11 protein-coding genes, 1 pseudogene and 1 riboswitch are annotated in these 12316 nt (G+C 38.0%); of the genes and pseudogenes, 9 read left to right on the top strand and 3 right to left on the bottom strand.

What is annotated here, in order from left to right:
* Positions 1-1006 precede the first annotated feature (1006 nt).
* Positions 1007-2236, top strand: coding sequence for an IS110 family RNA-guided transposase (locus BUB67_RS15180; protein WP_073240229.1), 1230 nt, complete (start codon positions 1007-1009; stop codon positions 2234-2236).
* Positions 2237-2379: 143 nt separating this feature from the next.
* Here the strand turns inward: BUB67_RS15180 and BUB67_RS15175 are convergent, their stop codons facing one another.
* The 3 genes from BUB67_RS15175 to BUB67_RS15165 all read right to left on the bottom strand — a co-directional run bounded on the left by BUB67_RS15175 (position 2380) and on the right by BUB67_RS15165 (position 5439).
* Entirely contained in the window at positions 2380-3705 is a 1326-nt protein-coding gene (locus BUB67_RS15175) for an IS30 family transposase (protein ID WP_143157112.1), read from the bottom strand.
* 375 nt (positions 3706-4080) lie between these two features.
* On the bottom strand, positions 4081-5028 hold the full coding sequence (locus tag BUB67_RS15170; RefSeq protein ID WP_073240228.1) for an IS982 family transposase: 948 nt from the start codon (positions 5026-5028) through the stop codon (positions 4081-4083).
* A gap of 234 nt (positions 5029-5262) precedes the next feature.
* Positions 5263-5439, bottom strand: coding sequence for a helix-turn-helix domain-containing protein (locus BUB67_RS15165; RefSeq protein ID WP_073240227.1), 177 nt, complete (start codon positions 5437-5439; stop codon positions 5263-5265).
* Between the two features lie 282 nt (positions 5440-5721).
* On the opposite strand from BUB67_RS15165, the gene BUB67_RS15160 reads away from it, so the two are divergent.
* The 8 genes and pseudogenes from BUB67_RS15160 to BUB67_RS16730 all read left to right on the top strand — a co-directional run.
* A complete protein-coding gene (locus tag BUB67_RS15160; protein ID WP_073240226.1) occupies positions 5722-6039 on the top strand; it encodes an accessory gene regulator ArgB-like protein in 318 nt (105 codons plus the stop codon).
* A gap of 31 nt (positions 6040-6070) precedes the next feature.
* Complete coding sequence (locus BUB67_RS17500) at positions 6071-6196, top strand: Spo0E family sporulation regulatory protein-aspartic acid phosphatase (protein ID WP_084127772.1); 126 nt, start codon at positions 6071-6073, stop codon at positions 6194-6196.
* 251 nt (positions 6197-6447) lie between these two features.
* A complete protein-coding gene (locus BUB67_RS15150; RefSeq protein WP_073240225.1) occupies positions 6448-7227 on the top strand; it encodes an AP2/ERF family transcription factor in 780 nt (259 codons plus the stop codon).
* 247 nt (positions 7228-7474) lie between these two features.
* A riboswitch (NiCo riboswitch) is annotated at positions 7475-7570 on the top strand.
* 648 nt (positions 7571-8218) lie between these two features.
* Complete coding sequence (locus BUB67_RS16060) at positions 8219-9628, top strand: cation diffusion facilitator family transporter (RefSeq protein WP_084127771.1); 1410 nt, start codon at positions 8219-8221, stop codon at positions 9626-9628.
* Positions 9629-9664: 36 nt separating this feature from the next.
* A complete protein-coding gene (flgB, locus tag BUB67_RS15125) occupies positions 9665-10033 on the top strand; it encodes a flagellar basal body rod protein FlgB (protein ID WP_073240223.1) in 369 nt (122 codons plus the stop codon).
* A 306-nt stretch (positions 10034-10339) separates the two neighbouring features.
* Complete coding sequence (locus BUB67_RS15120; protein ID WP_073240222.1) at positions 10340-11083, top strand: protein kinase domain-containing protein; 744 nt, start codon at positions 10340-10342, stop codon at positions 11081-11083.
* A gap of 297 nt (positions 11084-11380) precedes the next feature.
* The gene (locus BUB67_RS15110) at positions 11381-11833 is read left to right on the top strand and encodes a TVP38/TMEM64 family protein (RefSeq protein ID WP_073240220.1); all 453 of its coding nucleotides are present in this window, start codon (positions 11381-11383) and stop codon (positions 11831-11833) included.
* Between the two features lie 196 nt (positions 11834-12029).
* A pseudogene (locus BUB67_RS16730) lies at positions 12030-12316 on the top strand (hypothetical protein); the annotation flags it as partial.

Below are 12316 nucleotides of genomic sequence, written 5' to 3'. Positions count from 1 at the left end.
ACCTGATCGGTTGCTTAATTTCACTTAGCATTCGGAATTTCCATGTCCCTGTGGATATCCTGTCCGTGGCTCCACAGACCGCACTCCAACGTATCGGACATTTTGTGGGTGATGCTCCCGGTTGGCTGGGGAGAATTGTCCGTCCAATAACAAATTTAAATTTATGGTTACATACCCGTTCTGCATTCTTGTCCGGGAATGCCTAAGATATACTCATGCTGAAAACCAAATATGGAGAGGAGTTTTCAGCATGAAGGATCAGAAAAAAGCCGAAGAGATAGCAGCCCTGCGGGTACAATTGTTATCTCCACTCGTATAATAAGTTTAGAAACAAGGACAAGCCAATTTACCATCTTTGGTATTATATGGATTGCCCTGTTGGAACCGGTTCCTACATTAGGTACCTGAACCACCAAAAGCAATAAACGAACCCACAATAGATACAATAAGGTATACCTGTCGCGCGACTATTGTACTGTGGGTAAGTTTTGAAACTTTTGTTGGTTAAGGTACCAAGAATATGGGTGGTGATAATAAAGAACTTTCAGTTTTAACAAAATCCAAACCCCGATCGGGTAATAATGCTAAATCAAAAAATAAAATAGACGTTATTCTTTTACCGGCCTCCAAGGTGCTTTTAGTAGGTATCTTGCCCGGGCCGGTTTTCTATTGCCTTTTTTAAACGATGTTTTCTGTAATATCAAGCAGTATCTAGACTTGGTTGCTTATTTGCGGGACAATGGGACCGACAGGCAAAGTATAGGGATATTTCTATCTCTCCTTGTGGGATCTTCTTAGATCACTACTTTTTAAAGACTGTTACCCTTGGTCCGCTGCCAATTTCTAACCGCTGGTTGTGCCGCCGGTTTTATGGTGATGGGCTGCAGCACCCATTTGTACCCACCTGGCCGGATGAGTACTCATTACGAGGCTGGGGTAGGCGGTTTCCCGAGGGCACCCAGGTCTTATACTTAGCTTGATTTTCTTGTCTTGGGAGGTGATATATATGACCAAACTTTTTGTTGGTATTGACGTTAGCATGAACGATAATAAAGTGCGCCTTCTAAAAGAAGATGGATCTGACGCAGGCAAATTAACGGTTACTAACAATCTACCCGGTGCAATTAAGCTTGTGGACAAAATTCTCCAAACTGCTGGTCACTATTCAGTGGACAAACTTGTCGTGGGTCTTGAATCCACATCCCACTACAGTTATCACCTTGCAACCTTTTTAAAAAATGACCAACGCCTAGCAATCCTTTCTCCCAGCGTTCATGTTTTAAATGCCAAATCTGTCCATCGTTTTAAGAGTTCTTATAATGATCTACCTAAAAACGATGATGTGGATGCCTGGGTTATTGCAGATAAATTACGTTTTGGTCGCCTCCCGGAGGAGGTTTCTGTGGATGATCGTTATCTTGCCCTACAACGTTTAACTCGCACACGCTTTCATTTAATGCAGAGTATATCCAGGGAGAAAGCCTTCTTCCTGAATAACTTGTTCTTGAAATTCAGTTCTCTATGCCAGGATAAGCTTTTTAGCAACCAATTCGGGGCTACAGCTATGGCAGTGGTGGAGGAATTTTTATCTGTGGATGAAGTAGCCACTATGCCATTAGAAGAACTGGTTGAGTTCATACAGCAAAAGAGCAAGAACCGTTTTAGTGACCCAGAGGGAGTGGCCCAAGCATTAAAAAAAGCTGCTCGGTCGTCTTATAGATTGAGTAAATCTCTGGCCGATCCAGTAAATGCTTCATTAGCCGCCAGTGCTAGTGTTATACGTGCCCTAGAGTCCGAGGTAAAGAAGCTTGATAAGGTTATTGCCCAACACCTTGAGGCAATTCCTCAAACTCTTACTTCTATTAAGGGTATCGGCCCAGTTTATGCTGCCGGTATTGTAGCTGAGATTGCTGGCATAAATAGATTTGACAACCACAAGGCACTGGCTAAATATGCAGGCCTGGTCTGGAACGAACATCAATCTGGTAACTGGAAAGCCGAATTTACGCCACGTATTAAGTCAGGAAATAAGTATCTCCGTTATTATCTGGTTGAATCTGCAAACCACATCAAGGTACATGATGAGGAGTATAGGCAGTTCTACCTAAGTAAATATTCGGAGGCTACCACGCATAAACACAAAAGAGCACTCGTCCTTACCGCAAGGAAATTCGTCCGGCTGGTTTTTGCTTTGCTGCGCAATAATCAGCTCTATAACGCTAGCAAAAGGAGTTGATATAATCTCTTTTTGATAGATAACCTTTTCTCAAATCCGTTTTTTAATATTAACGGGTTTAGTTTGTTATTGCCATTTTTAGGTATGAAGGCTGTTTTAACATTAATTTTTTTCCAATTTTCATAGAATTGGCTATTGACTATTTACCGCTGGTCTTTTAGGTGTTTCAGCAATGCCGGTGTGAGTGTCACATCACCGGGTAAAATTGCATGAAGGCTTAGTTTGTTGAGGACCATTTCACCATGGAAGAAGCTGAATGCAGTTATAGGAGACCTGTCGTTCAGCTTTTTTCTTATGAGCGAGTTCATATGACAGGCCAACACGTTTACATCATTTTGAGTTAAGCTATCAAAAGATGTACCTTTTGGCAATACCATGCGAATATATTCATGGTTCCTCTCAATTTCCGGTTTTTGATACGGCGAAGAAGGATTGCAGTAAAAGAGCCTTGTTCGTTGATTACCAAATATGTCGTATTCAATAGCATGTGGATTGGAAAACTCTGAACCGTTATCGGTAAGAATAATTGGAAACAATCTACAGAATGACTCCCTGCCGAGGTTTTCATCCAAAGCATTAAAAATATCGATAACGGATTGAGAAGTATTGCGATCCCTCAAATATATTAGCATGAGGTCAGATTGGGAGAAGTAAATTGTCAATAAAACTTTACCGCCCTTTTTACCTTCAACAGAGTCCATTTGAACAATGGGAGTGTCGGGGTTCTCTTGGATATACGCTTGGAAATCATCATATGTACGACCTACCCGACATTTCTTATCTACTTTAAATAGCTTGCTTTGCTGTCTTGGGCGGTAACGCACTTTGCGGGGCAAATCAATATTGCGTATAGATAATACGCCTTGTCCAATTAATTTGTAGATAGTGCGTTCACTGCATATAATCTTATCTGCCTGGGAGACACAAATGTGATGAATAGATTGCTTTTTTTTGACTAAAGGAGCAAGGCATTCACTCATATACGCGAGTTCATCTTCAGTATACGAAAGACCTTCTCTACTGCTGACAAGGCTAGTGCGATAACTCTTATCAGCAGTTGCAGCTCTATAAACATATTTGGTAAGTACACACTTATTCAATTGTTCACACCCATTACATACATAGGGTGCTTTCAAGAGTATATGACAGCGCTCTTCCTGATAGTTGGAACAGATTGTATTACATTTTTTGCAGCGACGGCATAAGTCATGATCACACTTTGGATCACCACATAAACCACTTACGTTACAATTAGTTTTATGAATACAATTATTGGGAATGCGTCCGTAAGGAGTTGCCCGCAATGGTAAGCGATGGCTTCGTATCTCTTTGGAAATAGTAGAAGGATCCTTGTCAAGATGTTGAGCAATCCAACGGAAAGATTGACCTGCATTCAAACTTGAGTGAATATAACTGCGATCGTCCAAGGTTAAATGTTTGTGATTTGGCATGGCTAGCGCTCCTTTCATACACTGGCCTGCTGATGGAACGTAATCCGCTATATAAAGTTTTCACCATTAAACATAAGAGTAACCTTGAACACTAAAAAATATGACCTTGAGGCGCTGCCCCAAACCCCGGCGCTCATTGCCGCGCGGCTAGACCTTCAAAATACATTTTGTTTCTATGGTTTGAATTTGTACAATTAAATTCTACATGTAGATTTGCACGATTAAATTCTATAGTCTGATATACAGGGGGTAGAATTTAATTTTGCAATTGAGTATAAGATTTTTCAACATTAAATTAATCTGTTGTGCTATATAATAAATTTCTGCCCACAGGAACATTTTGGTAAGCCTTATAGCTAAAGTATCCCTGCTGCAGACCTTAGTTTGGATTAATTAACCAAAAACTAAGTGCTTGATCTTTGAAATATTAATATCCTGGCCTATAAGCTTATTGATGTAGTAACACAGGTTGTAGGCCAGAAGCTTGGTTTTTATCCTTGCTTGCAATCCCCAAAAAGATTTTGCAAGAACCTGCTCAATATTGAGTTGTTGGGTAAGCTGCGAGCCTGTTGTTTCTATTCGCTTTCTTAGCTTGAAGATAAGCTGCCGTATAGCTTTAGGAAACTGATCTTTGTTATTGTTCTTTTGAACAGGCAAAAGGTCAATTCCCTTTTCAGATTTTAAATCTTTGCTCAGATCGGCCTTGGTATACCCTTTATCTCCAAGCATCGTTATATTTTTGTATGATGCAGCTAAGTCCCATACAGCAACCCTGTCATCAATATTAGCAGAGGTTATTACAAAGTCTGTAACTAAACCATCAAGGGTTGTAAGCATGTGCAGCTTGTAGCCTAAGTAAGTTTCTTTTTTGGAGGGACATTTGCCATAGGTGGCTCCGTGACCCCTAAAGGTTTTATGGAACCTTGCCCTTCCAAACTTACAAACCGGTATTGGCATACTGTCAATTATCCTGTAAGGCTGGTCTGCAAACTCTGTAAGAGAAGAAAGCTCCTTTCTTATTTCCTCGATTACTGCATGGAGGTTTCTTCGTGTTCTGTTGAATCGGGACCTATCACAGAGTCTTGGGAACAGGTCTTTCATATTCTTCTTACAGAAACTAAACCAAGCATTTTCTGAGTCAATAGTGAGTAATTCTCCAACAATACTAATGGTAATTATTTCACTGTCACTCAGTATGGAATCGTTGATATTACAGCGATTCCTGATGTATGTTGGAGTGACTTTCTGGTAAATATCGTCTATTATCACATAGGCGACAATTACGAAGTCTTTCAAATCTCCAATTTCTTTGATAGAATAGCTTCTATCGAGCTCCAGCATATATTGTGACCCCCTATCTAGTGATTGGCGTTACTTTGATAGGTTACAATATTAAGCTGGAGTTTTTCATTCGCAAGTTTTGGTATTTAAAAAGCTAGCACAACAAGTTAAATTAGCCTCCTACATACCTTGAAGAAAGGCATAGCTTTTGCTATAATAATAGTGAAGCATACCTTGTCTCAAGGTTGTTTCATGTTAGGAAGTCGGATTCTTTTGCGGGAAGCGGCTTCCTTCTTAATTTTGCTGTTTACTGTTTTGCTCAATCCATTTTAATACCTCTTCTTTGTTGAACCTCACACTGCTACCGATTTTAAAGAAGGGTAATCCATTTTTACGCCATCTTTCAATGGTCCTTCTGGTAACTTTTAACCATTCGCAAATCTCATCGGTAGTCAGTAATTCATCTTTCATATTTCACCCCCTTCCGTCATTGTATAACTTCATATAATATTATACGACATTGTGTAACATACGTCAAGAAATAAATGGAAGTACACTTTCTCAACAATATTAGCAAGGGATTTATCTAATACTATTCTAGCTTAACGCAAGTGTATTTTTATCATGTTAAGATTTACAATATATCTATATTCCGGTTTTATCTGCTCAATATATTGTAATAAACTTATCTCATGGATAAATGGTAAAATATAGTGTATAATGTAGAATAAATTGTGAGGAGAATGATGCAAAATGAGGTTTGTAAATAAATGGTCATATGCCTGCGCGAAAGGATTAGCGGGGGTATTAAATGAAAATCACCAAAGGCGGTTTGCATATTATTTTGGTTTTCAAGTTGTGATAGGGGAATCGGTTAAATTTGCTGTTATTTTTTTGGTTTCTCTAATTTTAGGAATATTTGTACCCACGCTTATTGTTACTTCGGCATTTGTATCTTTGCGAATGATTGCGGGAGGCTACCACATGGATACACAAGGTAAATGCCTTCTTGTTTCTTTAGGGCTATTTATCACAGCTTCATTGATTGCTAAAGACACCTATCATCAATAAATTATATGAATTGATAAAACACTTAAATATTATGGCTATCCCTGACAATTTACATAGTGAAGCAGTTTTAGAAATTAGCAGAGAAATAGATACTTTGATTCTAGAATTTTATTCTAGCAGAATGGAAGAACAGGAAATAACGGCATCTGATTATTGAATTTGAAGTTTGCTACCTATGATAAACCCTTGCGACAAATTATAGTCAGATTTAATTTATTCCTAAATAGGCGGCAATTGTACACTTATATATTTCTACATACTTTTACTTTTTCCATGGGGAAGGGCGTTGTAATCGAGGGCTTACAGAGCCTTTCTTTCAGTGAACGCATATGTTGTAGCATGATGTATTATAAAATATATATAATAAGTCTATAGTACAAACTTTATTTAGAAACCGAGGAATGTATTATGCCTGTAATTGTCACTAAAAAAGGACAACAAATTATTGTTGATCAAGCCGAATATGAGATTGCAAAACAATTTAAATGGGTTATAAGCAAAACGGGTAAAAACAAGAGTACCCCTGTAACTTTCGTAGATGGTCATTATAAGACGTTTTCCCGAGTTGTTTTTGGTATAGAACAGGGGCAGTCAATTGCTCATAAAAACGGAAATAAGCTTGATTTCACGAGGGATAATATTCTTATTTGTAAGGATAAAAGCGAGTTTTGGCATGTTGTTTCATCCAACAGAAAAGGCAAATCTTCGCAATATCACGGTGTTTGTTACAATAATGCTCTAGAAAAATGGGTTGTTCAAGTCCGAAAGAATGGTAAGGTTATAACTGGTGGAAGGTACAATCAAGAGGATGAAGCTGGAATTGTAGCCGATTATTTAATGCTCTTTCATTACGGAGATATTGCAGCAAGGAATTTTCCCGAATTAAATATGGAGCAATTTGAAAAAAGGTATAATGAAATCAACGAAAAATATGGTTCAGGTAGGATAGAAAAAATTTCACGGGCGGGACAAGGACGGAGTAACGCAAAGTACCGTAATAAAACCTCGAAATATGTTGGAGTATCCTGGAGCAAGAAAAGAAATCTGTGGACAGCTCAAATAAGCCATACGAGAAAGGTTAATGTTCTCGGACGATTTCTTAATGAGATTGATGCAGCAAGGGCTTATGATAAAAAAGCAAAGGAATTATATGGTGAACACGCTAAGCTAAACTTGCCGGAGTTATGACATTACAAAGAGTGATGTGCTGAGAGACGCTGTTCTATAGCTTGTTGTATACCTGTAAAATGTCCTTTACGTTCTTTAATCTGTCAAACGCCCGGTATGCCAAAGCTCTGACATATGCCACGCAAAAAGGATTTATTTTCTACTGTACAAAACTTCTTTCATCACCTGTGAATTCATGTAAATTGATAAAAACTCTTGACAAACGAATTTACTTTAACATAGACTATTAATTAAGGTGTGTAACTTAATATTTTAAATAGAGCAGGCGATACGCTTCTATGAAGTGTGTGGGGCTGGGCTGGCAAAAGAGCCGGCAGCAGGATAAAATACCTGTGGGACTATAATTCTAAACAAATTATGGTGCCACAGGTATTTTTGTTAAACTGGAGTTGTCTTATATGAACGCATTATATGTAAGGATAGTGCAAAAAAATAAGTTAATATTTTTGTCTTTACTCTTATTTTTCTCTTTGGTGTCTATATTCATGCCACATGGCTTCTTTGAGGCGCATGAGCATCATGATTATGAAGGCGTATTTAATCATGCGATAAATAATAACAAACCATCATCGATTTTGAAAAAATTATTTAAGAAATTAAGAATAATTCTATTTAAAATATTCAAGTTTCAGCAATTGGTATTAAATCCAACTATTATAGAGAACATTCGTTTAACCCTGTTGAATATGTGCTTTTCTGAATTACAAGGTCTTCGTTTGTTTGTGATCTTATGTCTCTGCTTTCATGGTGGGAAATATAAACATAATAGAAAGCACTCTGACTTGTTACCACTGATGGTATAAAGAATTATATCATTTTGTGTACTGCTTTGTTTTAGTATGCCCAAATTATTCGGATGATTATTTTATTCTGTAAATGGCATACTTTAAAAGTAGAATCTCAGAAGTGCTTTTTTGCTATGCATAAATATTTAGTACAAGTAAATTGTCATATAATTATTTATTCAAAAGTTATTAGGAGTGGTTTAATAATGTCTATTGATAAGCAAAAAGCAGCAATCAGCTCTGTTTTTGCGGCAATATTCCTTACGTTAATGAAGATAGTAGTGGGTATTTTTACAGGTAGTTTAGGAATTTTATCTGAAGCGCTACATTCGGGACTGGATTTATTTGCTGCGGTTATTACTCTTTTTGCAGTTAAGATTTCTGATAAACCTGCAGATTACAAACACCACTATGGCCACGGGAAAATCGAAAGCTTTTCTGCCCTTATAGGAACAGTTTTACTTTTCATCACCTGTGGCTGGATCATCTATGAAGCGGTGGAAAAGCTGTTTTTTGGCAAAAATGTGGAGTTGATCGGAATTCAATGGGGCGTCTTAATTATGATTATTTCGATCATTGTTGATGTCTCAAGGGTTAAGGTTTTAAAAAAGGCTGCAAAAGAACATGGAAGCCAGGCATTAGAAGCAGATGCTCTTCACTTTAGCAGTGATGTGTGGAGCTCCTCTGTAGTAATTATAGGACTAATTTGTGTATGGATAGGGGATTATTTCAGTATCCCGGCTTTGAAACATGCTGACCCGATTGCTGCTTTAGGAGTGGCTCTGCTTGTTATTAAAGTGAGTATCAAGCTTGGAAAGGAGGCCATTGATGTTTTGCTGGATACGGCACCAAAGGGTATGAAGGAAATGATCGAAGAAGAAATTAACAAGATTCCTGGTGTGCTTCAAGTTGCAGAAATAAGAATCAGACCTTCAGGAGCAGTTCAATATATTGATGTAAATGTAGGTATTGAACCTAATCAAAGCCATAGGGCTGTTCATAACATAGTTCATGAAATAAGAGAGAAAATTTCAGAGAAAATACCAAGATGTGATATTGTAGTCAGCACATTTCCTGCTGATGCTGTAGGAATTACAGACATAAATATCAATCATACTTTGGAAGGGATAATAAGCCGAATACCTAATTGCACAAATATTCATAATATCTATGTTTATGAGCTTGAGGGTAAAAAGAAGATTACTGCACACATAGAATTAAAAGAAAATCTAACGCTTAATGAATCCCATGAATTATCACATCAGATTAGCCATATGATTCAGAATGCAATAAAAAATGTAGATAATGTAAGCCTATATTTTGAACGTACGGAACAAGAAGTAAAAACTGAGGATATTACCGAAGAACAGCAGGATATTGTCAATGACATCCGCAATACTGTCAGTAGTATAAACAACAATATAGATTGCCATGATATAAAGCTTTACAGTAAAGGGGATAAAATTACTACATTCCTGCATTGTGGGATAAGGGGAGATTTTACAGTAGATAAACTTGAAGTGGTATCAATGACTATAAAAGATAAGCTGAAAAGTAATGTGAATCAGATAGAGAACGTTCATATTCACTTTGAACCGCTTGAGGATACCGTATAACAATAAATTAATTTCCAGATTGAGGGAGTTGATTATATGCTGGATAAGATTTTAAACAGCAAAAACATCATCCATAAGGCTCTGGATGCGTCTTGGAAAAGAAACGAGGCAATTGCTCAAAACATTGTCAATGCTGATACTCCAGGCTATAAAAGAAAAACCGTATCCTTCGAGGAGGATCTGCGGGAAGCAATGGAAAGCAAGGACTTCAAGAAAAGCAGCGTTGACAAAATTGAAATAAATGTTACGGAGGATAATACAAACTTGAGCATGAGATTGGATGGAAATAACGTGGTTATAGAAGCTGAAGTGGCAGCTCTGGCTAAAAACACAATCCAGTATAATGCATTAACCCAATTGGCAGGCTATAGCAAATTGAAGATGGTTATCAAGGAAGGTAAATAACAATTAGCGAGGAGGATTTTTTATGAGCTTTTTTTCAAGATCGAGAAGTAAAGGACACTATCCCAATTACAACCGTGGTGGTGAATACTATAAAAGGCCGCATGGATCAGGCGGAATCCTTGGCAAAATTATCGATGCTCTGACAGGTTCGGGAAGGCATTCAAGGTCTTATTCAAACCACCATGACGGGTATTATCCCAATCAGCACGATGGGCATTATTCAGAACATCATGATGGGCATCATGACGGACACCACCCAAGCCATAACAATGGGTACTATCCCAACCGTCACCGCCGCAAAAGCTCATGGTCTTGAGTTTATTCAGGCAGGACAGGATTTACAGACCATCAGAAAAGATAAAGGGATATGAAATAATAAGAATACTTGGAGAAGGCAGGTTCGGAATCTGCTATCTTGTTTCTTATGGTCAAAAACAGTTTATACTAAAGCAGTTGAAACTGGGCATGCTTAAAAAATCAAAGGGAAAGCTCCGCTATGAGGAGGACATACTTAAAGAACTTCAGCATGAGTCTATTCCCCAGTTTATCGAGAGAATAGAGTTTAATGATTTTTATGGGTATGTACTTGAATTCAAGGAAGGCAGAACCTTTGAGGATATTATTTACATTGACAGGAAGGCTTTTTCAAGAGACGAGATATACTGCATTGCCTGGCAGCTGATAGATATTTTGAAGTATCTCCACTCAAAAGGAGTGGTCCACAGGGATATCCGTGTGCCTAATACCTTGTATCATTTGGAAAAGGTGAATCTTTTGGATTTCGGGCTTGCCCGGTGGATTAACAATAGGAAATATAGGGCAGATATGGATTTCGCCTTTTTAGGCGATTTCCTGCTCCATTTGTATTACTCGTCTTATGAGTACAAAAAAGGCAGAAAGCGGCCTTGGTATGAGGAACTGGAATTGGCGGATGATGAACGGCTGTTCCTGAAAAGATTAATGGGCGTAGAGCAAAGATATAGTAGCATTGTAGAGGTTGAAAAGGAGTTTCATTCTTTATTGAAAATCGAAGGTAAAGGCGGTGAATAGATGGATTTTGAGGATATCCTATATTATTTAAAGCGGAATCGTTTAGGTAAAAAGACATTAAAGGTGCTCCTTACAGGATGTCTGTTTATTGTAATTGTTTTTATGATTCTGATAGTGATTGCGGTAATTCTGGCATTCAAGTATCATACGCAGATTTATGACAGCTTCATGAGGATTATTAATTTTATATTCGGGGACTCTCCTGATAATGTGATAAGAGGGTTCCTTAAGCAGATTGCCGATAACTTTTTGAAGAATCTTTTCAACGGAGAATAGCATACAAATGTGGAGGGATATATGGATATCAAAGAGAGAAATATATTTGTAAGGAACATAGTTCTGGCAATCCTGTTCATAGGGATTATTGTATTTATCAGCCTAAAATACACACCCTTTATAATGAGTACAATAAGCAATACGGAGAAATTCAGAGATTATATATTATCTTATGGGATAACTGGAACATTTGTATTTATGGGGTTTCAGATCAGTCACATAGTTATTCCTGTCATTCCTGGTGAATTTGTTCAAATAGCTGGCGGGTATGTATATGGAGTTGTTTTAGGCTCAGCACTGCTGCTAATTGGCACTATAATAGGCACAACTGCAGTTTTTTATTTATCAAGAATGATTGGCTATCCTATAGTCAATATTTTTGTTAGTAAGGAAAGGCTGGAGAAGTTTTCATTTCTATCAAACAGCAGTGTATTTGCTAGAATAAAAATTGACCACCAGAAAAGAAAATGCTAAAGAAAAAGTTGACCACCCTGACCATCAAACCTGCTATGCTGGAGTTGACAAGACAACAGCAAAGGCAGGTAGAAAAGGATGATCAAGGTGGACACTTATAAGTATATCAAAGATCTTCACATCAAGGAACGCAAATCAATAAGACAAATTTCTAGAGAAACTGGTCTTGCCCGGCAGACCATCCGCAAAATACTTTATGGTTCTGTGGAAGAGGTCACACGTTACAAACGAAAAGTTTCCCCACCCGCACCGCTGTAAGGAACAGTTTTTACCAATTATCCGCGAATGGATAGTTGAAAACCTTAATGCTCCACCCAAACAACGTTACACCGCCAGCCGTATCTTTGAACGCCTTCAAGAAGAGAAAGGCTTTACCGGCTGTGATTCAACCGTCCGGGGCTGGGTCAGGGAAATTAAGCAACAACTGAATATCGAACGTGTCGAGACATATGTTCCCCTGGAACATGATCCGGTTGGCCGTGC

The organism is Desulforamulus putei DSM 12395, assembly GCF_900129195.1.
GTDB lineage: Bacteria > Bacillota > Desulfotomaculia > Desulfotomaculales > Desulfotomaculaceae > Desulfotomaculum > Desulfotomaculum putei.
This window is presented reverse-complemented; position numbering and strand designations above follow the sequence as displayed.

Bases quoted from the DNA above. Each gene is read 5' to 3' on its own strand.
- BUB67_RS15180 (WP_073240229.1), top strand. From the start codon at position 1,007: ATGACCAAACTTTTTGTTGGTATTGACGTTAGCATGAACGATAATAAA.
- BUB67_RS15175 (WP_143157112.1), bottom strand. From the start codon at position 3,705: ATGAAAGGAGCGCTAGCCATGCCAAATCACAAACATTTAACCTTGGAC.
- BUB67_RS15170 (WP_073240228.1), bottom strand. From the start codon at position 5,028: ATGCTGGAGCTCGATAGAAGCTATTCTATCAAAGAAATTGGAGATTTG.
- BUB67_RS15165 (WP_073240227.1), bottom strand. From the start codon at position 5,439: ATGAAAGATGAATTACTGACTACCGATGAGATTTGCGAATGGTTAAAA.
- BUB67_RS15160 (WP_073240226.1), top strand. From the start codon at position 5,722: ATGAGGTTTGTAAATAAATGGTCATATGCCTGCGCGAAAGGATTAGCG.
- BUB67_RS17500 (WP_084127772.1), top strand. From the start codon at position 6,071: ATGGCTATCCCTGACAATTTACATAGTGAAGCAGTTTTAGAAATTAGC.
- BUB67_RS15150 (WP_073240225.1), top strand. From the start codon at position 6,448: ATGCCTGTAATTGTCACTAAAAAAGGACAACAAATTATTGTTGATCAA.
- BUB67_RS16060 (WP_084127771.1), top strand. From the start codon at position 8,219: ATGTCTATTGATAAGCAAAAAGCAGCAATCAGCTCTGTTTTTGCGGCA.
- flgB (WP_073240223.1), top strand. From the start codon at position 9,665: ATGCTGGATAAGATTTTAAACAGCAAAAACATCATCCATAAGGCTCTG.
- BUB67_RS15120 (WP_073240222.1), top strand. From the start codon at position 10,340: ATGGTCTTGAGTTTATTCAGGCAGGACAGGATTTACAGACCATCAGAA.
- BUB67_RS15110 (WP_073240220.1), top strand. From the start codon at position 11,381: ATGGATATCAAAGAGAGAAATATATTTGTAAGGAACATAGTTCTGGCA.